Source organism: Cytobacillus purgationiresistens (genome assembly GCF_030813235.1).
GTDB lineage: Bacteria > Bacillota > Bacilli > Bacillales > Cytobacillaceae > Cytobacillus > Cytobacillus purgationiresistens.
The window spans coordinates 1-23,414 of sequence record NZ_JAUSUB010000003.1 but is presented as its reverse complement, the minus strand read 5'-3'; the positions used below and the strand labels follow the sequence as shown (position 1 = coordinate 23,414).

27 protein-coding genes, 1 tRNA gene, 2 pseudogenes and 1 riboswitch are annotated in these 23,414 nt (G+C 36.4%); of the genes and pseudogenes, 20 read left to right on the top strand and 10 right to left on the bottom strand.

Annotated features, from left to right (window positions below):
- The first annotated feature begins 13 nt into the window (after nt 1-13).
- On the top strand, nt 14-271 hold the full coding sequence (locus J2S17_RS04325) for an HPr family phosphocarrier protein (protein ID WP_307472271.1): 258 nt from the start codon (nt 14-16) through the stop codon (nt 269-271).
- Between the two features lie 275 nt (nt 272-546).
- Here J2S17_RS04325 and clpP read toward each other — a convergent pair whose 3' ends face one another.
- Nucleotides 547-1,146, bottom strand: coding sequence for an ATP-dependent Clp endopeptidase proteolytic subunit ClpP (gene clpP / locus J2S17_RS04320; RefSeq protein ID WP_307472269.1), 600 nt, complete (start codon nt 1,144-1,146; stop codon nt 547-549).
- Between the two features lie 367 nt (nt 1,147-1,513).
- Here clpP and J2S17_RS04315 point away from each other — a divergent pair.
- A tRNA-Arg gene (locus J2S17_RS04315) sits at nt 1,514-1,585 on the top strand.
- Between the two features lie 229 nt (nt 1,586-1,814).
- Here the strand turns inward: J2S17_RS04315 and J2S17_RS28820 are convergent.
- The 3 genes from J2S17_RS28820 to J2S17_RS04305 form a co-directional block, all read right to left on the bottom strand.
- Nucleotides 1,815-2,000, bottom strand: coding sequence for a hypothetical protein (locus J2S17_RS28820; RefSeq protein ID WP_370874950.1), 186 nt, complete (start codon nt 1,998-2,000; stop codon nt 1,815-1,817).
- A 10-nt stretch (nt 2,001-2,010) separates the two neighbouring features.
- Nucleotides 2,011-2,280: a tyrosine-type recombinase/integrase gene (locus tag J2S17_RS04310; RefSeq protein ID WP_307472267.1), complete on the bottom strand. Its 270-nt coding sequence runs from the start codon at nt 2,278-2,280 to the stop codon at nt 2,011-2,013.
- A gap of 220 nt (nt 2,281-2,500) precedes the next feature.
- On the bottom strand, nt 2,501-2,644 hold the full coding sequence (locus tag J2S17_RS04305) for a hypothetical protein (protein ID WP_307472265.1): 144 nt from the start codon (nt 2,642-2,644) through the stop codon (nt 2,501-2,503).
- Between the two features lie 29 nt (nt 2,645-2,673).
- Here J2S17_RS04305 and J2S17_RS28815 point away from each other — a divergent pair.
- The 3 genes and pseudogenes from J2S17_RS28815 to J2S17_RS04295 all read left to right on the top strand — a co-directional run.
- Nucleotides 2,674-3,042, top strand: a pseudogene (locus J2S17_RS28815) (dUTP diphosphatase); the annotation flags it as partial.
- Nucleotides 3,042-3,212: a hypothetical protein gene (locus J2S17_RS28810; RefSeq protein WP_370874960.1), complete on the top strand. Its 171-nt coding sequence runs from the start codon at nt 3,042-3,044 to the stop codon at nt 3,210-3,212. The pseudogene J2S17_RS28815 and the gene J2S17_RS28810, both read left to right, overlap by 1 nt.
- Nucleotides 3,157-3,642: pseudogene (locus tag J2S17_RS04295) on the top strand (DUF1064 domain-containing protein). Before J2S17_RS28810 ends, J2S17_RS04295 begins: the two are co-directional and overlap by 56 nt.
- Nucleotides 3,643-3,803: 161 nt before the next feature.
- On the opposite strand, the gene J2S17_RS04290 reads toward J2S17_RS04295, so the two are convergent.
- From J2S17_RS04290 to J2S17_RS04275, 4 genes are all read right to left on the bottom strand, one after another.
- A complete protein-coding gene (locus J2S17_RS04290) occupies nt 3,804-4,067 on the bottom strand; it encodes a hypothetical protein (protein WP_307472264.1) in 264 nt (87 codons plus the stop codon).
- A gap of 93 nt (nt 4,068-4,160) precedes the next feature.
- Nucleotides 4,161-4,295 (bottom strand): YjcZ family sporulation protein, encoded by a 135-nt coding sequence (locus J2S17_RS04285; protein WP_307472262.1) that lies wholly within the window; start codon nt 4,293-4,295, stop codon nt 4,161-4,163.
- A 572-nt stretch (nt 4,296-4,867) separates the two neighbouring features.
- The gene (locus J2S17_RS04280; protein WP_307472260.1) at nt 4,868-5,044 is read right to left on the bottom strand and encodes an aspartyl-phosphate phosphatase Spo0E family protein; all 177 of its coding nucleotides are present in this window, start codon (nt 5,042-5,044) and stop codon (nt 4,868-4,870) included.
- Between the two features lie 703 nt (nt 5,045-5,747).
- On the bottom strand, nt 5,748-6,299 hold the full coding sequence (locus J2S17_RS04275) for a YhcN/YlaJ family sporulation lipoprotein (RefSeq protein ID WP_307472259.1): 552 nt from the start codon (nt 6,297-6,299) through the stop codon (nt 5,748-5,750).
- Between the two features lie 285 nt (nt 6,300-6,584).
- On the opposite strand from J2S17_RS04275, the gene J2S17_RS04270 reads away from it, so the two are divergent.
- Complete coding sequence (locus tag J2S17_RS04270) at nt 6,585-6,830, top strand: hypothetical protein (RefSeq protein ID WP_307472257.1); 246 nt, start codon at nt 6,585-6,587, stop codon at nt 6,828-6,830.
- 552 nt (nt 6,831-7,382) lie between these two features.
- Here J2S17_RS04270 and J2S17_RS04265 read toward each other — a convergent pair.
- Nucleotides 7,383-7,811 (bottom strand): ImmA/IrrE family metallo-endopeptidase, encoded by a 429-nt coding sequence (locus tag J2S17_RS04265; protein ID WP_307472255.1) that lies wholly within the window; start codon nt 7,809-7,811, stop codon nt 7,383-7,385.
- A gap of 8 nt (nt 7,812-7,819) precedes the next feature.
- On the bottom strand, nt 7,820-8,284 hold the full coding sequence (locus J2S17_RS04260; protein WP_370874949.1) for a helix-turn-helix domain-containing protein: 465 nt from the start codon (nt 8,282-8,284) through the stop codon (nt 7,820-7,822).
- Between the two features lie 204 nt (nt 8,285-8,488).
- Between J2S17_RS04260 and J2S17_RS04255 the strand changes: the two genes are divergently transcribed.
- The 14 genes from J2S17_RS04255 (at nt 8,489) to J2S17_RS04190 (ending at nt 22,399) form a co-directional block, all read left to right on the top strand.
- Nucleotides 8,489-8,929, top strand: coding sequence for an ArpU family phage packaging/lysis transcriptional regulator (locus J2S17_RS04255; protein ID WP_307472250.1), 441 nt, complete (start codon nt 8,489-8,491; stop codon nt 8,927-8,929).
- Nucleotides 8,930-9,424: 495 nt separating this feature from the next.
- On the top strand, nt 9,425-9,727 hold the full coding sequence (locus J2S17_RS04250; RefSeq protein WP_307472248.1) for a hypothetical protein: 303 nt from the start codon (nt 9,425-9,427) through the stop codon (nt 9,725-9,727).
- A 66-nt stretch (nt 9,728-9,793) separates the two neighbouring features.
- The gene (locus tag J2S17_RS04245; RefSeq protein WP_307472246.1) at nt 9,794-10,189 is read left to right on the top strand and encodes a DUF3168 domain-containing protein; all 396 of its coding nucleotides are present in this window, start codon (nt 9,794-9,796) and stop codon (nt 10,187-10,189) included.
- Between the two features lie 6 nt (nt 10,190-10,195).
- Entirely contained in the window at nt 10,196-10,618 is a 423-nt protein-coding gene (locus J2S17_RS04240) for a phage major tail protein, TP901-1 family (protein ID WP_307472245.1), read from the top strand.
- 14 nt (nt 10,619-10,632) lie between these two features.
- On the top strand, nt 10,633-10,968 hold the full coding sequence (locus J2S17_RS04235) for a hypothetical protein (protein ID WP_307472244.1): 336 nt from the start codon (nt 10,633-10,635) through the stop codon (nt 10,966-10,968).
- Between the two features lie 74 nt (nt 10,969-11,042).
- Complete coding sequence (locus J2S17_RS04230; protein WP_307472242.1) at nt 11,043-11,237, top strand: hypothetical protein; 195 nt, start codon at nt 11,043-11,045, stop codon at nt 11,235-11,237.
- 39 nt (nt 11,238-11,276) lie between these two features.
- Nucleotides 11,277-13,703, top strand: a complete 2,427-nt coding sequence (locus J2S17_RS04225; RefSeq protein WP_307472240.1) for a phage tail tape measure protein — start codon at nt 11,277-11,279, stop codon at nt 13,701-13,703.
- A 2-nt stretch (nt 13,704-13,705) separates the two neighbouring features.
- The gene (locus J2S17_RS04220) at nt 13,706-15,133 is read left to right on the top strand and encodes a distal tail protein Dit (RefSeq protein WP_307472238.1); all 1,428 of its coding nucleotides are present in this window, start codon (nt 13,706-13,708) and stop codon (nt 15,131-15,133) included.
- Nucleotides 15,130-18,816 carry a phage tail spike protein gene (locus tag J2S17_RS04215; RefSeq protein WP_307472236.1) on the top strand — a complete coding sequence of 1,229 codons (3,687 nt, stop codon included), beginning with the start codon at nt 15,130-15,132 and terminating at the stop codon, nt 18,814-18,816. Before J2S17_RS04220 ends, J2S17_RS04215 begins: the two co-directional genes overlap by 4 nt.
- Before the next feature lie 13 nt (nt 18,817-18,829).
- On the top strand, nt 18,830-19,255 hold the full coding sequence (locus tag J2S17_RS04210; protein WP_307472234.1) for a hypothetical protein: 426 nt from the start codon (nt 18,830-18,832) through the stop codon (nt 19,253-19,255).
- Between the two features lie 159 nt (nt 19,256-19,414).
- The gene (locus J2S17_RS04205; protein WP_307472232.1) at nt 19,415-19,810 is read left to right on the top strand and encodes a phage holin family protein; all 396 of its coding nucleotides are present in this window, start codon (nt 19,415-19,417) and stop codon (nt 19,808-19,810) included.
- Nucleotides 19,811-19,936: 126 nt separating this feature from the next.
- Nucleotides 19,937-20,629, top strand: a complete 693-nt coding sequence (locus J2S17_RS04200; protein ID WP_307472230.1) for an N-acetylmuramoyl-L-alanine amidase — start codon at nt 19,937-19,939, stop codon at nt 20,627-20,629.
- A gap of 282 nt (nt 20,630-20,911) precedes the next feature.
- The gene (locus tag J2S17_RS04195; protein ID WP_307472228.1) at nt 20,912-21,925 is read left to right on the top strand and encodes a DUF3231 family protein; all 1,014 of its coding nucleotides are present in this window, start codon (nt 20,912-20,914) and stop codon (nt 21,923-21,925) included.
- A 9-nt stretch (nt 21,926-21,934) separates the two neighbouring features.
- Nucleotides 21,935-22,399, top strand: coding sequence for a hypothetical protein (locus J2S17_RS04190; protein ID WP_307472226.1), 465 nt, complete (start codon nt 21,935-21,937; stop codon nt 22,397-22,399).
- A 414-nt stretch (nt 22,400-22,813) separates the two neighbouring features.
- A riboswitch (cyclic di-GMP riboswitch) is annotated at nt 22,814-22,900 on the bottom strand.
- Between the last annotated feature and the right edge of the window lie 514 nt (nt 22,901-23,414).

Genomic DNA, 23,414 nt, shown 5'->3' with positions numbered 1-23,414 from the left:
GGGAGGTAGAGTCATGGTAGAAAGACAAGTGGAGGTCAAATTAAAAGCTGGTTTGCAAGCCCGTCCTGCAGCACTATTCGTTCAGGAAGCCAACCGTTTTTCCTCGGATATTTTTCTCGAAAAAAGCGGAAAAAAAGTCAATGCCAAAAGCATTATGGGACTCATGAGCTTAGCTGTAAGCTCCGGATCAACGGTAAAGCTTATTGCAGAAGGCAAAGATGAAAACGAAGCACTCGATAAGCTAGCATTATATATTCAAGAGGAAAATTAACATCATCGCATCCAAAAGGGTGCGGTGATTTTTAATTCCAGCGTTTTTGGGGCACATTGGAGAAGTTTCAAGCAAAAAGAAGCAACATTTTGACCACAGGTAATTAGATTTTGGTCAAAACCATCTCTTTTTAGTTACATATTTCATTTATTAGTCACTTAGGCGATTATTAGTCACTTGTATGCATTTAATAGTCACTCTACCCCAGTTTTTAGTCCATCGACCCAATAAAAAAGCAGCAACCAGGAATCCTGGTTGCTGCTCTTTAAATCAAATTATTTCTTTTCGATAGCCGCGTTACTTGTAATGATTTTATCAATCAATCCGTATTCTAAAGCTCTTTCAGCTGTCATGAAATTATCACGATCAGTATCTTTAGAAATGATGTCTAGCGGCTGGCCAGTGCGCTCTGCAAGAATTGTATTAAGCTTATCACGTAGGAAAAGAATGCGTTTTGCAGCAATTTCAATTTCAGTTGCTTGACCTTGAGCACCACCAAGCGGTTGGTGAATCATTACTTCACTGTTAGGAAGAGAATAGCGTTTGCCTTTCTCACCAGCTGCAAGAAGGAATGCACCCATGGATGCAGCCATTCCAGTGCAGATTGTTGAAACATTAGGCTTAATGTATTGCATTGTGTCATAAATCGCCATACCAGCTGTGATGCTGCCGCCAGGGCTGTTAATGTATAAAGTGATATCCTTATCAGGATTTTCAGCTTCAAGGAATAATAGTTGTGCGACAATCGAGTTTGCTACGTTGTCGTCAATCCCACTCCCAAGCATAATGATACGGTCTTTTAAAAGACGGGAGTAGATATCGTAAGCGCGTTCCCCTCTGTTTGTTTGTTCGATTACTGTAGGGATTAAGTTCATTTTCCAATTCCTCCTTTAAAGGTAAAAATTCAAGTGAAAAAAATAAATCACTTTTCACCTTGGTAAATGTATGTAGTTTTATAATACACGGATGGTCAATTAAGGTCAAACGAATCGGCTCTCATAAATAAAGGAATCGTTCGACATAATTCTGACGCTAGTTGTCCCGTTTCCATCATACCCACTATACGCTTCCTTTAAACAAAGAATACTTGCAAACTAGCGTATTTTAACATATAATAAGTAATCGTAACACTGAACAAGGAACGCAAAAAAAGAAAGCATAAGTTGAAGGAAATCCCCTTTTCTAAAACCAACCATCTTTTTCATGGCTTCCGTAAAGTTCATCATAGATATTCCATACCATGCCCTCGTGGTGCAACGGATAGCACGTGAGATTCCGGTTCTTAAGATGTGGGTTCGATTCCTGCCGAGGGCGCTAACATGTTGATATATAAAGGTTTTTCGATTGTTTTTGGAAAGAGTGTCCGACTTTTGTCCAACTACTTCGAAAAACCTTTATTTTATTCTACTCTATTTTCTCTTACCACCTTCTCATGAGTTGGTTTACTTTATCATTATTTAGTTGCTCTGATCTCTTAGACATATGACCATAGGTATTTAATAAAATTGATTTATCAGTGTCACCTAATCTGGCCCCGATATAATTAATATTTAGAAATATTTGATTCCCAGAGCATGGTTTCATGAGTATGCCTAAACATATGAGGGGAAACCTGCATTAGTCCAGGTCTTTTACATAAAGTTTCTAATATATCTGCATAGTTTGCCATCTTGACCAATTGACACATAGGGCTGATAAATAAGAATTCTGGCCTTTCCTTCGATTTCATTATCCATTCTTTAAGGCATTCTATGGGTGAAATCATCAAGAGCAATTGTTCTTTCTCCACTTTCTCCTATTTTTGTTGTGGGTTTTACGACATATACACTGGACTCTCTTATGAGGGTTTTATCTATTTTGAGCATTTTATTTCCTAAATCAATATCTTTCATTGATAATGCACAAACTTCCCCTATACGTGCCCCAGTTGCTACTAAAAGGTGGGTGATATAAAGGTATTGGGGGTATTCATTCTTAGCGTTTAGGATTAACTCCAAGTATTCTTCCATTTCTAAGAACTTTTGCTTCTTTACTCCCTTTTTTGCTAACTATTTCTCCAGGGTTCTTATGTAAAATCCAAATCCATTGCCTCTTTAAAAGCTTCATTATAATAGCATTCATACGTTGAATTGTACTTCTTGAATAGTGCGATGAAAGCTCATTGATGAATTTTTGGTAATTTGGCCTTGCTATTTCCTTGAAACCCAAATAACCTATACGTTTCTTTAATCATACTAATATGAAAACGAATATTTTTTTCGTACCAAAAGTAGTTGTTCCTTTTTTATATGTTTCGAACCACCACTCAAGGTATTCGCTAATTGTTTGATCAGCGTTACCAGGATCATAACCTCTTTTGATTTTCTGTTCCATTTCAGCGGAGAAATCTGATTGAATTAGCTGATAGATTTGAAAAGCTTATTTTAGCCCTACAGGTTGAGTTAGGGGAATGTGCGAATGAATGGCGCAGGTTTAAGTTCTGGAGTGTGGACCAGGAGCCGAGAACAAGAAAATATCTAACCAATTATACCGTACAAGACACGATATTAGGTTCAGGTGCACAATGGGGAAACCCACTCCTTGAAGAATATGTGGATGGTTTTCATTTCATTTTAGAGCTTGGTATAGAAATACTCTTTGAGGATTTTGAAATGATCTACCTGTTTACAGAGGGTGATGAAGAAGGAGAAATTGAGAAGCGTATTAATAAGGTTTTCTCTTTAATGTCAAGGTTTACCCTTTATAAAAATGAGTTCGCTTTTATCAATTAATCTCTAAATATAAGATTTTAGGTGGATTACTCGGCTTCTCTCTTGAACAGATTGAGGAAGCATATTATCAAAAAAATACAGTGAATTACCACAGGCATTTAATGAGGGGGACTGATAGCAGCAAGCAAATACGGCAACAAGAAGCTGCATATGGACAGATATACCTTTGACAGCAAGGCAGAGGCTAAATATTACGAACAATTAAAGTGGATGCAGATGGGAAAGTAAATCAAATCATTCAAACTGCAGCCGCGGTATTTACTCCAGGAAGCTTTTAAAAAGAACGGTGTTTCCTTTCGGAAAATTGAATATGTGGCAGATTTTGAAGTCGATAATTTAGATAGTAGCACATAGGTCATTGATGTAAAAGGTGTTGAAACAAAAGATTTTAAGATTAAAAGAAAACTATTTGAATATCGCTACTTAGATAAACTAACTGTTCTTGGATATGATGAGAGCCTTGGATTTATTGAATTAGAAAAGTTGAATAAGCTAAAAAGCAAGGCTGTGGAGAAAGTTGCGAAGCGTAGTAATCGCAGACGATCCTCCAGCGTGAGTCAAGCGAATAGAAAAGGTGATGGCTTGTATGTCCCATTGTAGTCTGTATAGATTTTGCTCATCTCGTATGGGTAGAGATTGTAAGAATCTCGGAGGGTCCGAGATTCCAAAAGTGAGAGGATAATTAACTGGATTTGTATTATGTTTAATAGTTTATTTTGGAATATAAAAAAGCACTAAGAAACTTAGCGCTCCATCCAGTATTAAGGTCCACAAATCTGATTTTTATCGCCAAAATAACTCCCACAGGCAGCAGATGCTTCAGAAGAGAAAGCAGGAGTAACTGATACAGCAAATACAAAACCGCAAGCTAAAACTATGTAAAGCAATTTATTTTTCATTGTTTCACCGCCTTCAAAGCTAATACCAATATTATAACAAATATTAGTATTAATGAGAGATAAAAATTTCAAAAAAATCTGACAAATATTTAGTTTATTCGCCAAAAGAATTATCATGTTAACCATGAAAAGGAAGCACCTGACGGTTAGAGTGCTTCCTAAACATAAAAACAGCTGGTTTTAAAGGCTAGTGTAATTCAAGTTAATCCGGGGACAGCATTAATATCCTCCGCCGCCCATAAATGATGCACCAATAATAATAAGCAGAATAAATAAAACAACAACAAGCGCAAAACCACCGCGATGTCCATTTTCTCTTTCAACATATTCTGACATAAATTTCACCACCTTCATAATTTAATACATTGTATGAAGGTTGTATTATTTTGGAAATGGACAAGGGTCTAATTTAGAAGAAGAATGAATGTATTGCCTAAATAAATAGAAAAGAGCCCTTTCAGGCTCTAATCAAAGCACGGCAAAAATAATGTAATCACCAAATTTTATGTAAATAGTTTCAAAGGGGTTGGAATGGTGTTGGTGCAAGGCATTATCCAAGTGGATGTACCCACGGTGATCAGTACCTTGCCCAACATTTTTATTATATTTCCAAAAATTAAATGTATGCACAAAGCTCAAAAGTCAATTATTGATCGATGGGAGAAAAAAATCATCCCAAGATCAATAAAAATAAGATTTATTTCCCCCATAATTTTTTGGAATCAATTGGTACAATTTCTAATCCATCTATTCGCTTTTGAATAATAGGGTTTTGGAATGTAGTAGTAACGGCTTCTATCAATGAAGAATTTGACTATTTTTTTGATAATAGATAGATGTTAAAAACATAATGATATTTAATTCAATAAAAAAAGACCTTTAATGGTCTTCTTTAAGAGAATCATCAATCTATTTGATTAACTAGGTTAAGCTTTTGTCTGTTTCAGAACTTGATAAGTATAAATAAGCTTATCTAACTTCTGACTGCAATTTAATGTGCTAGTACTATTGATTCCTGAATTGTTAGAAATACTTATCATTTCTATTCTAAGCTTATTAATTTTCTCGATTAGTTTAAGTTTATTTACTTCATTGTTATTCATAATAAATATCCTTTTCAAAAAGTTTTCGGAACGCTATTTAAACTCATAGATATTATTATGAAAAAAATAAGTAGTAATGTACAGACATTCGACAAAACATCCAAAAACATTACACTTTTCGTAGTAAACAAAAGGATAAAAACGGAATTAAGACTAATTCCGTTAAGGATGGTCTTGTTTTGTTTATGAGGAGGTTTAAATATGCCTGAAATAAATTCACCAACAAAGCAACGCAAGATGAAATTAAGACTCAACAGGGGCAGATAAAGGCTAAAACTGATTTAATTGATGTCTCTAATTCAGATATCTTCGCGAACTTCAGTTTTAAAAGGTGGTTGAATGATTAAAGTTAATTCTTCTACATCTTTGTCTAAAATTATCCAATAGCCACCAAGTTTGCCCTTCTTTAGTTTCTTTACCTAGAGAATTTTCACCTATATTACCTTTGAATAACAACATGCTCACCTGTATTTAACTGACTTTAGTCCCCGTAGAAAAAACACCTCACATTAATTTGTAGGTATTCAATACCCACTTTTCAACGAAAGGTGTTTTTATTGCCTCATTTTTCTAGGTCATTCCTTTTGATTAGCAGCTTTCTCTAAATCACAACACAAAAGTCATTCAGTATAATTTGTCAAAATAAGATTTAATTAATCCTGTACCTAATGATAAGAATACAGTAGAAGTTAGTATGAGCTAATTATTCTTTAAAATGAGTAGGAAATACACTACGTACTGCATCTTTAAATTGCTCATAGAAGCCTTCCACTGGTTTACCACGTTGGACATCATTAGAGAAATTATGCATTCTACCATAAAAATCAGGGTTAACCGAGATATAAACATTCTCAATATCAGGATCAGCTGCTTTCACTTTATCCGAAATTTCTCTTTCAACGTCTTTTGAAAGGTGGTTATCTTCATTATTTAGTTTAGCAGCTACATATGCATGATGATCAGTTACAAAAACATGAGCATTGTCAACGTCCTTAATTTTAACAAGTTTAGCATCAATATGATCAGCTGTTTTCACATTAGGTGTTTCGTTTTTAACACGAGTGGGGTTATTTTGAACCTCTCGTTTATTATTCAAATGTAAATTGTCATTTGAACGATGATTCACTTTTGCTGGTTCGTTTATATTACGATTTTCTTTAGCTGAATCTGTTGCTCCATTATTATTAAATCCACACGCTGAAAGGGCTATCGTTGTTAATGCCAATGTCACTATTAGCTTTCTTTTAATGTTCATAAGTATCCTCCTTTTTATTAATCCTTAATATGTTGCCTCTTTTCCTCAGTAGTATTCAAAAATTTTTCTGTTTTTCTGTGGATAGCCTATTGTTGTCGGCAAACTATTCGGTTTTTTAGATTCTTGCTTTCTCGTTCACATTACGTGGAATACAATTTTCATAAAAGAAGAAAGGGTTTATAAATTGGGAAGAAGAGCATCCGAGGACCTTGAGAATAATAAAGACCGCTTCATAATTGGACTGTTTAGTTTTTGTTACAGGGTATTTGAATAGAAGAAAATGTTGTGCTTAATGAAGAAATTTATGGTAAAATCTATAAAAATGTAAAATATATGGGTTTCAGTAAAGTTTTTAAAATAATTGAAAATGATACCGTTAAACCATATCTTATATCCTACACCCCTAATAAAGAAAATTATTACGAACTGATAAAAAAATGTAGAAAAGATGGTTTGAAGCAAGTGATCATTAATTATGAAATTATGAATGAATTAATGTTTAAAACAATATCAAGTGATGGTTTTATTTAAGATATTAGTTTCACTGACACTACAGATGAAATTGTAAAAAGTAATATTGAAAACATTATGTCTGTTTTACAACACAACAAACCTTTTTTGTAAAACTAAAGTTGAAAGATGAGTACAACTAACTTTTGAAAAGCAAAATATCTATAATGGCAGTTGTTTAAAAGAAGAAATTAAAAAAGGTTTTTCAAAGTAGCTGGATAAAAAGTCGAAAACTTTTCTCACAGATACTCGAAAAACCTTTTACACAACAGAACTGTAACGCCCACGGCAGGAATCGAACCCACAATATAAGTATATATAATATGTCAAAGAATCTAACGAAAAAATAATAAACTGGAAATGAATACTCACCACCTGGGTCAGAGTTGACTATAATCCTTCGCCTTCACTTCTATTACATCCCGGATGAAGGACGATCATAGCAACTCCCCGGAAAATGAGTGATGAGGGTTTAACAGCTAAGACAATGCAGGAAAACGAAGATTATTATGTGGTCATATACACTCATTAAATAAAAGTGATTAAGTGAATTGTCTGTCAAATTTGCTTTAATTAATGGCCTTTTAAATTATTGGATATCACTTTTTTAGGTATACCGTATCGTTCAACAGCTTCTTTAATACTTAGTTGCCCATGGTACACGCCTGCTAAAAATAAAAGTCTTAATGCGAAGAGGTTGGCTTCCTGTTCCATTTTATCTGTTGAATACAATGTGAATTTCTTCAGGAAAGGAGTATTGGCATGAGGGTGCAAGATAGCATGGCCTAATTCATGCGCACAAATAAATTGCTGCTTCTCTTCACTTGTATTTTCGTTAATATGAATAATCTTAATCCTAAAATGTTGATTAAAGTATCCCAAGGTGCTTCCAAGGTCTTCATATATTACATGGATCCCCAATGCACTAGCGATTTTAAATGGACAATTCGTATTAAATCGAGTAATTAATTTTTCTACTTCTTGTATAATTCCAGATGACATATAAACACCTACTCGCGGTACTTGTTTGGAGTGAATTTTTGTTTAGCTAGTCTTTTTGCTAATCTCAGTGAATTCTCTAGACTTGCTATTAACAGCTCTTTATCTTCTTCTTCCATGTCCTCAAGTGTTTGTCCATCAAAGGCAGCATAGCCATTTTTACCAGATAATCCGTCTATCATTTTTTGTAGTTCCTTTTTTAAATCTTTTTCATCTTTTGCATTCAGCTCAGGTAGATGGATTGGTGATTGATCTGCTTCGATATTTTCTCCTAAAGCCATTCGTTCTAGATCGTCGGTAGTTATTCCAAGTCCTTTGCATAATTTAGTAACGTTATCCACGGATGCGTTCCCTATGCCTCTTTGTAGTATTGAGCGCAAGGTGGTATAAGGCAACTCAACTTTTTGGGCAAATGCCTTTTGATTAAGGCCAGACTCAATAATTAATTTTTTGACTATTTCCGCTCTCTCGTCCATTTTCATTCTCCCAACATTTATATATACGAAGTATCGTACCCTAATAACATCATTATAATGTATTATTTCTTGGAGTAAACAATAATATGTGAAATTGCGTATTTTATAATCAAATATTATTGACTATGTATGAAATTGAGCATATTATTTAATTATAATACGAAATTGAGTACATTGGGATTATCTTTAAGGAGGAAATATATCATGGAAAAAGGTGTGGAATTTAAGCTTCCTTCAATTAACCGAAAAGGAACACAGTTAAAAGTAGAAGAGGCAATTGAAACCTATCGGATGTGTCTTTTGACTATTCCAGATGAAAGGCTTCCAAAAGTAACAGCTTCCTATTCTCTTGTTCCACCTTCGAATACTAATTCATTCTACTCAGCAACAGAAGAAATAGCGATTGAACGGGCTGATGAAGAACAGGCTCGCGGTGAATACGTCGAACGGTTTCGAAAAGCTGTCAATCGGTTAGCGCCAAAAGAGCGGGAAGCAATGTATTTAAGGTATTTAGGTGATGAAGAATTATATGATTATGAAGTATACAATGAATTAGGGATGAGTGAATCTTTTTATCATCAAAAGTTTAAACCGAGGTTATTCTATAAAATGGCTTTAGCTTTAAAGGTAGCTGTATATCAATGAAAAAGAGGGATTGGCATTTTTGGCACGTCACTGGACGTGTCTTTTTTCTATCCTGAATGATTTCGAAACGGAACAAAAACGATATTGTGATGAATATGGAATGAGCATTAGGTTCCTAGAGTGATAATATGATATTAACGAAAGATATCAAGAGGCGCCTTCCTAGGAAGAGCGTCTTTATTTATGGATTATGTCCATTAATATTGTGTCTTTCAAGAAATGTTTAGGAGGTGATTGAAATTGAAGAACATAGTTGCTGGCCTAAGAAGCCGAAGTATTGAACTGAGATGACCCATGGATGAATATTAAAAATCCAGCATGATAAAAATAGTTTCATTTTTATCATAGATAATGCTTGTTCTGTTCGGGAGAAGTTGCTTTCTGTTGATTATTTTTAAAAGATAAATTAAATGTTATATCTTTAGCAAATAGGCACTGCTTTGCATAAATTGTTGTCATAGCTATCAGTCTATAAGGATACCTCAGAAGGAAGGCATGACAGTAATGAACAATAAAGACAAGGTATCACGCTTAATTGAGTATCTAACAATATTAGAACGATTGTATAATAGGGACAAGAGACCGCTGATTACATTACATTCTGATTTTTCAATAAGGATAGCAAAAAGTATTTCATTGACCATGCAGGAGATTGAATTGTTGCTATTTGAACAAGAAAAAGGGGAAGAGTTTAAAAAAATCCTAAAAGTTGATCCTAACATTTTAAGTGAAGAGGTTTTAAAGGAATTGTTAAAGATTATAATCAAATTAATTGAGGTAAAAGATGATTTTGAATGAAACTTACCCATTCTTAGCAGACTTGCCTTATCTGTCAATTTTATTCGATTGGAGTGATAGCGATTCGTGGCGTTACTTATTAATGCCTATAGGGCACTTTTTGACCGACTGTCAAATGATGAGGTTTTAGCAGCATTCGTTCAGGGGGTTTTCGATTATGTACCAGAAGAATCTGAATTCCCATGTGTAGTTATTAGAGAATTCAATTCTTCCCCGTTTACTTCAAAAACCTCAAATGGCAAACGGATAGAATTTACGATTGAAGTATGGAATGTTCTAACAGGTAATCAAGAAATGATTAGAATTATCGACCATATTGAAGCATTGCTCGTATCAGAATTGATAATCGAGGATGCTTTTTTTATTGCACAAGAAATGAAAAGAATTGAGTTATTGAAAGATGAAGAAACAAGCTTAAATCAAGGGAAAATGATGTTTGAACTAATAATAGAATCGGAGTGATATGCAATGGCAAAAATGCAAGGTATGAAATGTTTCGTGAAAATTATGGATTTATCAGATCCTAACAGCCCAAAGGTGTTGGCAGGTCAGCGTAATGCCACACTAAATCGATCAGCTGAAACCCTGGATGCTACGTCAAAGGATACAGAGGGCTACTGGAAGGAGAACCTGCAAGGATTTAAAGAGTGGTCAGTGGATTGCGATGGAGTATTAGTCGGGTCAGATAGTGCATTAGCTATTTTAGAGGATCAATTCCTCAATTCAGAAAATGTTGATGTGGTCATCGAACTTGCGAGCGGCACAACTTATCAAGGAAATGCTGTAATTACTGACTTTCCGATTGATATGCCCTATGACGACCTCGTTACGTACTCATTATCATTAACGGGATCGGGTGCTTTAGCTAAAAATACAACATCATCAGTTTAATGGGGGATAATTAAATGAAAAATTCAGTATTAAAAACAAATAGAGATACTTACTTTTTGCGCTTTACCATTAATGCACATTGTGAGGCAGAAGAGATGCTGGGCTATCCAATTACTCAGCTTAGTGAAAAATCGGCTGGAATTTCTACGCTTCGAACTTTGCTTTTTGTAGGCTTGAAAAACAGCGGGAATCCGGTCTCTTTAGATAAAGCAGGCGAGATTATGGAAGAAGTAATTGCAGATCGTGGAATGGAGTACTTCTCCACTCAAATTAGCGAAGCTATACAAAAAGGCTTGAATCAGCAATCAAGTCAAAACTTTAAAGATAATCATAATAAAAAAAAGTATTAACCTATGAAGAAATCATTGCTGAGGGTGTTTTAACATTCGGTTTATCTCCAAAGGAAGTCGGGCTGCTGACTTATTTGGAATTTGGCATAATGATGGGGATGCATAATGAAAAACTGAAAAGAGAGTATGAAATGCAGCGGAATGTTATTTTCAATGCGATTATAAATGCCAATCGCAAGAAAAATTCCAAAATCATACCTCTTTTTAATGATAGTAATGAAAAAACAGCAGCGGAAATGATGGATGAGCGAGAAGAACTATTTGGATGATGATAGTTCTTCTTTTATGTTTCAAAGGGGGGTGAAAATATGAGTACAGCTAACATCACTGGTGTAATAAATAAAATAGCTGTTGAAATTGAATCTTTTGACTTGGTTTTAAAATATTTTAATGAAAATGTCAATAAGAATTTAACCTTGGTGGGTGAAAGATTTAAGCAGGTAGGCGCAACTTTGAGTAGTTCTATTACGGCACCATTAAAAAATATAGGTGCCTCTGCAATTAATCTAGGAATGGAATTCGAAGCAGCAATGTCCAAAGTCGCAGGTGTGACAGGTGCATCTGGATCAGAAATGGAGGCATTTGAAGAGAAGGCAAGAAAGCTGGGGACAACCACGCAATATAGTGCAGCTGAAGCAGCCGGCGCGTTTTCTGATATGGCGCTGGCTGGTTGGGAAACGGGAGATATGCTCTCAGGGATAGATGCAGTAATGGCATTAGCCTCTGCTTCAGGAGCAGAATTAGCGGCAGTCTCCAGTCAAATGAAGGATGGAATGACTGCATTCGGATTATCCGCACAAGATAGTGGGAAATACGCTGATTTGTTGGCTGCGGCATCCCAAGATGCCAATATCAATTTAGCTAGTCTTAGTGAATCCATGCAGGTGGCTGCTCCTGCGGCTGGTTCATTAGGATATTCAGTCGAAGACACGGCAGCTGCACTAGCACTTATGGGAAAATCAGGCATTGAGGGCAGCGAGGCGGGAAATGCGCTGGCTTCAATGATGACAGGACTTGGAAAGCCGACAGAAGCTGCTAAAGGCATTATGGATAAATTTGGGATATCGTTAAAAAACAATGATGGAACGATGAAAACCTTCGATGAAGTGATGCAGGATTTAAGAGGCTCCTTTTCCGAGTTAGATGATAGTCAAAAGGAAGCCTATGCGACAACTTTATTCGGCGAAGATGCAATGGCAGGCGCTCTCGCTGTTATTAATGCGAGTGAAGAGGACTATTTGAAGCTATCAAGTGCAATCAACGAAAGTGAAGGCGCAGCGAAAAGCATGGGCGATACAATGAATGATAATCTTGCCAGCCGGCTGGAAAACATGAAATCTGCTTTTCACGAAGTGGGTCTTGTTATTTACGATACCTTACAGCCTGCGCTTGAAATACTGGTGGACTTCGGAAAAAAAGTAGCAGAGACATTCAGCTCAATGAATCCGAATATCCAAACATTCATTATTGTATTAGCTGGAATTGTTGGTGCTATTGGACCAATTCTTGTGGGTATCGGCGCATTGTTATTATTGTTTGGGAAACTATCAGCTGTGTGTTTTTCGTTAGGCATTACCATGGCAGCTGCCTTCTGGTGGGTGATTGCTATTATAGCGGCATTAGCTGCGATTGTAGCTGTTGTTGTTTATTGGGAAGAAATCAAAGTGTTTTTCATGGAAATGTTTGCAATCTTAAAACAATTCTTTTCAGAGACCTGGGAAGCAATAAAAATAAAAACATTTGAAGTGTGGGCAGCGATTAAAGAATTCCTCGTGCTCGCATGGCAATCGATTATGGAAACAGTAATAGCCATTTGGAGTTCGATTTTTGAGTTTTTTGTTAGTGTTTGGACTAGAATCAGCGAGTCTGTTTCGCTATTTGTAGCAGGTTTTGCTGCTATCTTGATGGAAGGTTGGAACTTCATAACTGAAGCAACGGCAGCTATTTGGAATTGGATAAAAGAATTAATCTTGGTTATTTGGAAAAGCATCCTTGCGGGAGTCTCGCAGATAGTACAAAGCATTTCCAGCTTCTTAACAAACAGTTGGAATGTCATTGCAAGCACTGCATCCGCTGTTTGGACTTGGATAAAGTCTATTTTAATTACAGTATGGAACTCAATTAAAGAAGTATCTATATCTGTTTGGAACACAATCAAAAATGCAATGGTGACTACTTGGAATACATTGAAATCCACAGCGGCGACTGTATGGAATGGGTTGAAGACTACAATAATGCTTCCTGTGAATTATATCAAAGATAATGTAGGCAATGCATTTCAAGGGATGAAAACCACTGCTTTAAATGCTTGGGAAGGATTAAAATCCGGGATGAGGACAGTTATAAATGGAATCATTAAGTTGATCAACCGATTTATTAATGGGTTTAACTCTCCGGCAAAGCTGTTAAATATGATCCCAGGTGTAAATCTACCTTTCATTCCAACGATTCCACAGCTGGCAACAGGTGGCAAACTATTCGGCAGCGGAATGGCGATTGTTGGCGAGGCCGGACCGGAATTGGTGCAAAAGAGCGGATCTTCTGTAAAGGTTACCCCATTATCATCACAGGAAAAGACTGGGGGTATAAGCAGAGCGCTAGGTGGAGCTTTGGAGTTGAATCTAAACTTATCTAATAATATTGAGGGCAGAGAGGCAGGAAGGTCGCTTTATAAAATTATTACCGAATTCCAAGAAATGGAAAAAGGTAGAATGGTAGCAATCGGGAGGGCGTAAATATGAATTTTTCATTTAATGGAATAAAAAAAGATTATATATCTATCGATAATAATGAGAAGCGGCCCTCTTGGGCTCCTTTACAAAGAAATTTACTTTATGTAAAGGGAGTAGAAGGTGCCAATTTAGAAAGCACAGATATAAGAGAACGTATTTTGTCTGTTCCAATACAAATAAGATTTAAAGGTTCATCTGATTTTCAGAAATTGAAGGAAGAATTAGCATCCTGGTTATTATATGAAGATGAAAAAGAACTTATTTTTGATGACGAGCCTGATCGAGTATATTTTGCCTTAGTCGATGGACCTTTGGATTTTGATGAGCTGGTAAGGTTTGGACGTGGAACGATCACATTTATCTGTCCTAATCCGTATAAATATGGTCATAAAGTTATTTCTCGTATAGATCCTGCTGAACCAGCCATTATAGTGAATCAAGGGACATCCAACACTAAGCCGATTTTCACGTTTAATACAATTCAACCTACTACGTTTATAGATATTGTTAAAGATGATGATTATATGTCAATTGGGCGACCTGTCTCAGTAGATGATGAGGTATTTGACCCTAGGTCAAGGAGATTGAATGATGAAATGAGAACAACAGCGGGTTGGGGTGAAGCTTTCTTTCAACCGGATGGTGGAGCAAAGTCAGGTACAATGACTATATTGGGTGAAGGAGAAGAGTTTGGTGCAACGAACTATGGTAGTGGACTTGCATGGCATGGACCAATGCTTCAAAAGACTTTTGATCCGTGTGATGATTATTATATTCGTGTCCGTTTTAATGTAAGGACGAATAATTCGAAGCAGAGGGCACGAGGGGACATGTATTTTTTAACAACAGACGGCTCGCAAATTGGTAAAGTGTCTGCGATTATCCGCGATACATCTATGAAAGCAACGATTGAAGTGAGATTGCAAAATGGATTAAAAGTTCATTACCCAATCAATAGATTAAATGCTTTCGATAAAGGGTTTTATGGTTTTGTAGGCATTGCAAAAGAGGGGACAAAATTCACTTTTGAAATTGGAGTGGAAGCTGTAAAAAGCAGTGGTGGTTTTAATGTTGTCAAGAAGGAAGTGCATCATTTTGATGACATCAACGGTGATTTTCAGCTTCCGCTTGCAGGAGTAGCTTCATATGTAGCAACGTGGGGAAACAGTCCCTTGCCTCATAGAGCGAGGCTGCGTTCAGTAATTGTAGATAAAGTAAACCAGCAAGTAGGTGTCCCTTACATCGTAAAACCTGGAGATGAAGTGAAGATAGATTTTAAGAATGAATTAATCTTAATAAATGATGAATTGAGAAATGATCTTAAAGACTTCGGGGGCAATTACTTTTCTCTTCCTCCGGGTGAAACAATTTTGGTTATTAATCCTCCTGATGCATTCACAGCTACTGTTGAATGGAGGGATTGTTATAAATGATACACATTCTTGATAAACAAACTGATTCTATTATCTCCTTTTTAAGTAAAGAAATCACAGCAGCCGAACATAATGAAAGCCTGGATAATCAGGAGTTTTTGGACTTCACGGTCCGGGTGGGGGAGAAATCACAATATGTAAAAGAAAGAAATAGAGCCATCATTCTCGGAGAAGATGGTACTTTTCGCGAATTTATCATAATGAATTCAGAAACATTATCAGATGAAATTCATATTAAAAGCAATGCATCATTTTTCGACTTGGACAAGCAGCGAATTATTTCACCAGTCGTTCTCGAAGGCCAACTATTAGAGAGTGCCGCTGCAAGCATATTAGCTGGAACAGAGTGGAGAGTGGGAGTAGTTGAGTTTTCGGGTTCCGAAAGAGTCGTTTTCGAGGATTATTTGGGAGCATTCCAAGCCTTGAAAGAAGTCTCGTCTCTTTACGAGGTGGAGATGCGCTTTCGTGTTGAGGTAAAAGGAAATAAAATAGAGGGTCGCTTCGTGGATTTCTTTAGAAGAAGAGGGAGAGTCGCAGGAAAAGAGGTTGTATTCGGAAAAGATTTAATTGAGATAAGGAGAATAGAAGATAGTCAAAATATTGTTACAGCTTTATTTTGTATTGGTCCTGAGAAAGCGGATGGATCAAGAATGACCACAGCTGTTTTTGATGATGTTGCCCTTCAACGATGGGGAAGAAACGGCCGTCATTTGTGGAGCATTTACGAAGCTGATTCATCTGATCAAGAAATGACTCTTTCTCGCCTCACCGAAATGGCTCAAGAGGAACTAGAAAAGAGACTCAATAGCCTTGTTAAATATGAAACGACTCAAGCTGTCTTAGACAATCTTCCGGGATCTGATCATGAGAAAGTTTTGATTGCAGATACAATTCGGATTAAGGATCTACATTTTACTCCACCTTTGTATGCGGAAGCTAGAGCATATCAGGTTCGACGTAGTTTATTAGATAAATCTCAAAAGGAGTACGTCCTTGGAGATTTTATTCAATATTCCGAAGATCATGTAAGAAAACGGTTTAAAGAACTTCAGAAAGTATACGGAGTAAAAGTGATTAAAAGCCCTATGGCGCCTACGGGAAAATACAATATTATTTGGATTGATACCTCTGATTCTGTAGAAATCATAAAAACATGGAATGGTATTGCTTGGGTCAAAGCTACACCTACACGTGCCGAAGAAATTGGAGCAGAAACTCCACAGGGTGCTCAGCAAAGGGCTGATAAGGCTAGAGAAAAAGCTCAAGATTATGCCGATGAGAGAGATGAATTGCTGCAAGTAATTATTAGAGATGAAATAACTGAAGAGGGAAATAACGCCTTAAACGAAGCAAAGCTGCGCGTTGAAGAATTAAAAATGTCTGTCGACAAGGATATTTTAAACCTCAATAATGAAGCTGATAATTTAATGAGAAGAGTATCTGAATCAGAAAAAGACCTGGAAGATGCTGCTGGCACAATCATTAGTATTGAACAGGATATGGATACCTTAAATGGCGCTCTTTCAACGACTATTAGCCGATTATCAAATATGGATGGCGTCTTGTCAGAGCAGCAGGCATCCTTGCATTTCATTGCAGGTGAATTGGAGGCTAAAGCTTCTCAAACAAGTGTGGATGCAATAACAGGTAGACTGACTTCTGCCGAGACAACAATCTCTCAACAAGCAACTTCTATATCGCTTAAAGCAAATGTATTGGATGTATACACAAAATCACAAATGAATACACAGCTTAACGAAAAATTGGATTTTACAATATATAATAATAAAATGACTCAGCTTGATGTGTCGATCGCAGGCATTACAGGAAGGGTGGAAAATACTGAGCTAACTATCAATGATTTATCTGGGGCAGTAACATCCGCAAATCATCATCTTTCAACCTTAGAGCAAACCGCAGATAGCATTACCTCCAGAGTTTCTTCATTGGAAACAGATCTTGATAATGTAAATGGCGGATATAATTTTATTCAAAACAGTCAATTTAGAGGCGGTTTTCAAGGGTGGATTATCGGAAATGGGACTTGGACTGTAGATTCCAGTAAAAAAATATTGGGTGAGGATTCAGTTAAGTTCAACCATACTGCAGGGACATACCCAATGTTGAGAAGTATTATGGTAGAAGTGCAAGGGACTGAAATAATAGGTAAAGATGTTACATTGTCTGTTTATATATTCGTTCCAAATGACTTAACATTTTCTTCAGGAAATAATCCATACATCCAAATCTGTGGATATAGTGATCCAAATAGTACGGCAAATGCATCATTTAAAACCTTTATTGTCCCCAATGATATCGCCAGAGATAAGTGGGTTAGAATTTCACTTACAGCAACTATAGGATCAAAAGTCGGGACTGTTGATCCTGTAAAATATATTGCTGGCCTGCTTAGGTTTAACGGTACAGAATTACAGCGAGCATCAACCTTTTGGTACGGGCTGCCACAGATGGAGATAGGGAATAGGGCGACAAATTGGACGCCCTCGCCGAAGGATTTGAGCAATCGTGTAGATTTGGCAGAAGCAGAACTTTCTATACATGCTGGCGAAATTAGCAGTAAAGTATCATCACTTGATTATTCTGGAGCAAATATCGTATCGATGATTAATCAAACTGCCTCTAATATTAAGATAGCTGCAGAGAATATTGATTTGGTAGGTAAAGTCACGGCCACGATGCTGAATGTTACAAGTTTATCCTCAATATCTTCAAATATAGGAACGGTTACAGCAGGTACAATAAATGGGATATCTTTGAATTCAGTTACCATTAATACTACAAGGGACATAACGGTTGGAAACAATCTCTTACTAGGTACATCTGCAAGCAATGCAGTAAAAAAAATTACTTTTAATGGAACAGCAGCTACGTCTATTCAAAGCGACGGATATAATTTCACTATAAATTCTGGTGGAAAAATGATTCTTAGTGTTTACCAGGAATTATACTTTGACACTAATATTTTATACACGAGTGCTAATAGGCATTTTCATAGTGCCCATTTAGATTTCGGTGGTGGGAATTCAAATATTGAAAACGTCAATAATATATACACCCTTGGTGATAGAGTTCGGATACAAAACAATACCGCACATTTTATGGGTAACGGAACTGTTAACTTAAACAGTATGGCTACAAATGGCGGTATTTTTTCTGTAGGTGCGGATAGTACAGGTGCTCGTGTCTGGTCTATGAGTATTTATAATAGAACATACTCAGCAAATTCCAGTGTTGTACCAGTTGTTATAACTAATCAAGGAACATTAGGAATACAATCTTCAGCAGCTAAGTATAAATTGGCTATTGAAGAAATGAGAGATGTTCCATATAAAAATATTTTGAACTTAGCACCAAAAACATGGTATGACAAAACAGCTTCAGAAACTTATTCGGATTTGTTGGCACGAGAAGCAGATGGAGAAACAATCGATTGGGAAGAAATTGACTTACCTGAAAATGTAAGGTCTATCGGTTTTATTGCAGAGGACATTTATGCGGAAGGTTTGGGGAAATTTGTAATTAGAAACAAACGAAAAGAAATAGAAAGTATTTCATACAGCACTTTATGGATACCCTTAGTGCCCATTGTAAGTGAGCATGAGGATAAGATAAGCAAGCTTGAGAAGAGAATAATAAAATTGGAAAATATCAAAGAGGATTAGGGGGCATCACATAATGAAATTGGTCATTAAACAGTCATATATTCCAGAAGTAATTGAATTCATATTCAATATATCTTTAAAAGGCAAACAATCACGACATCGTACACGTTTTATTAAGTTGCTGCAAGAAAAATGGAAACTAGTGTGCGAAGAAGAAGTGATTCTTCTAAAAGAGTATGCAGATCTTGATGAAAGTGGTCAACCTCAAAAGAAAGAAAACGGGGATTTTATCGTAAAAGATGTAAACGGATTTAAAAAGCAGCAAAACTTACTCTTAGATGAACATTTCATTATTAATGGAGAGGATTATAACGGAATGTTAACAACTTTGAAGGAAATTGTATTTAGTTTTGATGAAGAGGTAAGTGGAAAAAAAGCAATGGTTTTTGATTATCTTTGTGAAGCCTTTGAAAATGTGGATCAAGGAAATGAAGCATAGTGTATGCAGAAATTTTTAGCAGAAATATCATCTATAATTGGTAATGTTAATCCGTTTTTTTAAAATAGAGGCTAGAAATAAATTTAAAGCAACTTTGTATAAGTGATTAATATAAGATTAGTAAGAAATCTAAGTATTCTTTAAAAAGGAGCGTGAATTTTGGAAAGCGTACTCAAATTCACTATTGCATGTGGAGGTACTGCAGCATCTTATCTATTTGGGGGGGGGACTACTTTGTTGCAGATTCTACTAGTATTTGTCATCTTGGATTATGCAACTGGAATCATCGCCGGTGCGTATGGTTCAGGGTTAAGCAGCAAAGTAGGATTCAAAGGAATTGCAAAAAAGGTAATGATCTTCGCTCTTGTTGCAGTCGCTCATTTAATAGATACCGTATTAGGAGATAACCATCTTATCAGGGATGCAGTTATCTTTTTTTATTTAGCAAATGAAGTAATTTCAATTATTGAAAATGCAGGAAAGATAGGGTTGCCAGTACCATCTGTGATTACTAGAGCTGTGGAGGTTCTTAAATCAAAAAGTGAACATCGATAAGCCGCCGAGATTAGGTGGTTTTTTTATTTTGCAAAAAAAGAGGGTGATACCTATGTGGAAATTAGTTCGCACGTACAATCCTTCTATTAACTACTTTAATAAACTATCTCAAAGGAGAGATGCAAAATGGTGAAAATTTTTATAGATCCTGGTCATGGTGGAACAGACCCGGGAGCAGTAGGAAATGGATTGCAAGAAAAGGCGCTGACTTTACAGATTTCTACTAGAATCCGAGATATGCTTTTAAGTGAATATAATAATGTTTCAATCCTAATGAGCAGAACTGGGGATCAGACTGTCTCATTACCTGCTCGTACAACTGCAGCAAATAATTGGGGAGCGGATTATTTCTTATCTGTTCATATTAATGCTGGGGGCGGGACAGGCTATGAAGACTATATTTACCCAGGATCTGTTGCACCTGTAACGACCATTCAGAATCTTATTCATGAAGAAGTGATGAAGCAAGTTGATTACAGTGATCGCGGCAAGAAGCAGGCGAATTTTCATGTGCTTCGTGAATCCATTATGCCGGCTATCCTAACGGAGAACGGATTTATCGATACTGTTGCTGATGCCAATAAATTAAAACAGGCATCTTTTATTGAAAGAATCGCCCGTGGACATGTAAATGGTTTAGTGCGCGCATATAACCTTCCAGCAAAAGGTGGAGCTGCAATTTACCACACTGTTGTGGCAGGGGACACTGTATACTCAATAGCGCAAAGGTATGGCAGTACCATTCAACAAATTCGCGATTGGAATGGATTAGATGCCAATTATACAATTCGTGTTGGACAAGTACTGCGAGTAAAGTGATTTTTTGAAATACCCTAACTATTTTATCCGTTTTTACGAAGGAAGATAATAAATAACATAGTAAGTAGCAGACCAAATCGCCTTTTGATTTGGTCTTTTCTACCAGAAATACATTGATTTAAACCACGAAATCATCAAGCAATTCGTGAAATATGAAAAAAATCCGACAAAATAGATGAAAATTACACCATTTTTTTTCAGGAAAAAAATCTGTAAATAATATGGGAATGATTTCAAGCCTACTAGGAAAACCTATAGTTAATCTTTCATAGGGGGGTTCATATGACTGAAATGGATCAGCGCTTAACCTCGGCAGAAATGGCTCAACTTTGGAATGCATACATGAACAATAACATGTATATGTGTGTATTGAAGTTCTTTAAAGAAAAAACCGAAGATAACGATCTATGTGCTATTATTGATTTTGCTATTGAAACATGCGAAAAACTAGTTAATGAAATTATTGGGATTTATGAAAAAGAGGATCATCCAATCCAAAAGTCGGTAACGGTCGAAGAGGATGTTAATCTCCAAGCTCCTCTTTTATATTCTGAGGTCTTAATGCTCAGTTATATTCATGATATGACAAGGTACGGAATGATTGGATATAGTACAGCCGTTTCGATTGCTGTGCGTTCGGATGTGCTGGAACTTTTTACTGAATCGCTTCACTTAGACATTGAACTTTATAAAAAAGCGTTGAAATTATTACAGGATAAAGGTGTTTATTATCGAAATCCATCTGTACCGATTCCTGAAAAAGTTGAAATCGCTAAAAAAGAAGGTTATCTAAGTGGCTTCATCGGTGAGCAAAGGGCGCTAACTGTGATAGAAATTATGAATATTTATAATGACATGCAGAGAAATGCCTTAGGTAAAGCGCTGCTTTTAGGATTCAGTCAAACGGCGGCTTCTCCTGATGTAATAAAATTCATGACTAAAGGCGTCCGGTTATTTAATGAAAGTGTAGAAGAATTTACCAAAACACTTATTAAAGAAAATATTTCAGTTTCATCTACTTGGGATTCAGAGGTGTTGAATTCGACCACCCCGCCTTTTTCAGATAAGTTAATGATGATGCAAGTTGTAATGTATATTGCTACAATCTCCGGCTTTTATGGAACTGCTTTAGGGACTTCAAGCCGAAGAGATTTAGGTGTAATGTATGGAAAACTAATGGCCGAAATACTGAGTTTAGGAAATGAAGCAGCAAAGATATTAATTACAAACGGATGGCTAGAGCAAGCACCGCAATCTATTGATCATAATCATATAGCCAAACTAAAGAAGAAATAGGGATCATACGTGAATAAGAATGCGCTTGAAAAACTATTCTGGTCTATCGCATTTCCTGGATTTGGCCAATACTTAAATGGAAAAGTATTTAAAGGGACTGTGTTTCTCGGCCTAGAAATTTTATTTAATGTCCAAGCAAATTTTAATGAAATCATCATGCTTAGCTTTCAAGGGAAAATTCAGCAGGCTGCTGAGCTTGCGAACTATGGATGGCTTATGTTTTACCCGTGTTTATACTTTTTTGCGATATGGGACGCCTATAAGGATGCTGGCGGGGGAAAGGATCGTTATGCTTTTTTGCCCTTTGTTTTCTCAGCATATTTCGTTACGGTGGGACTGATGTATTCAACAGAGGTAACATTGTTTGGCGTGCTTTTTGGACCTGTATGGCTACCCATCCTCTCCGTCATACCTGGCGTTCTCATAGGTTGGATTATAAGAAAAATATTACTCAAACTGACATCAGAATCATAAAAACCAACCCGAGTTATTGTAACAGGGTTGGTTTTTATATTGAGAGAGAAAAAGGGGTGCTCGAAAACAGCGCCCCTTTTTTAAATTTTATTTTTTAGCGTTGCTCTGCATGAAGGACAAGTGATTTTTTCATTTGGTTTAAATTGAATCTTTTTCAAGTCCCTTTTTGTAAATGTAGCAAAGACATTGTACTTAAATCCGCAAAAACAAGAGTGTTGATCTTTTACGATATGAGTCAAATTGGTTTCTTCGCTTTGTACAGTTGGTAGAATCATGTTACACACCTTTCCTTCAGCTAAAATTAGGCAAATTAGAAAGGAATTGTGAATAATGTATGCTTTTTAATAAAAGAGAAGCTTTTGTGATGAGGGTGTGCTAAAAAAGCGAAAAATACTAATGTAGTATAACCCAGCACTGTGCAACCCGGCTGCCATGACATCTTCATGCTTTAGGCCCGTGGCTTTGCGTCTTTTACTTTCGTAAAATTTGCCCAATAAAAGAAATTTTATCATATAAATGAATATTTATGTCGATTATTCTTCAATTGTAATTAAAGAGAAAAGGTTCTGAAAAATTAAAAAATATAAGGAGGTAGACTTTTTTATCTAAATTTATATTTCTTTTAAAAATGTATAATTACAATATTTAACTGTATATTCATGACTTGAAGAAAAAAGAAAATAGTTCGTTTAACTTCGAGCTATTAAGTTTGTTGCCTGCCTTTAAATTCTGTTCTTTCCAGCTGTAGGGAATAGCCCTCGAGATCTTAAGCTTGTCGGGGCTGACCAAGGCCCCTCCGCTTTTCGGGTTGTCCAGCTGCAGGGCCTAGCCCCTCGAGGTCTTAAGCCACACAAGAATTGAAGGAAAGACCACCTTCATTTCTTGTGCGTCTTAAGCTTGTCGGGGCTGACCAAGGCCCCTCCGCTTTTCGGGTTGTCCAGCTGCAGGGCCTAGCCCCTCGAGGTCTTAAGCCACACAAGAATTGAAGGAAAGACCACCTTCATTTCTTGTGCGT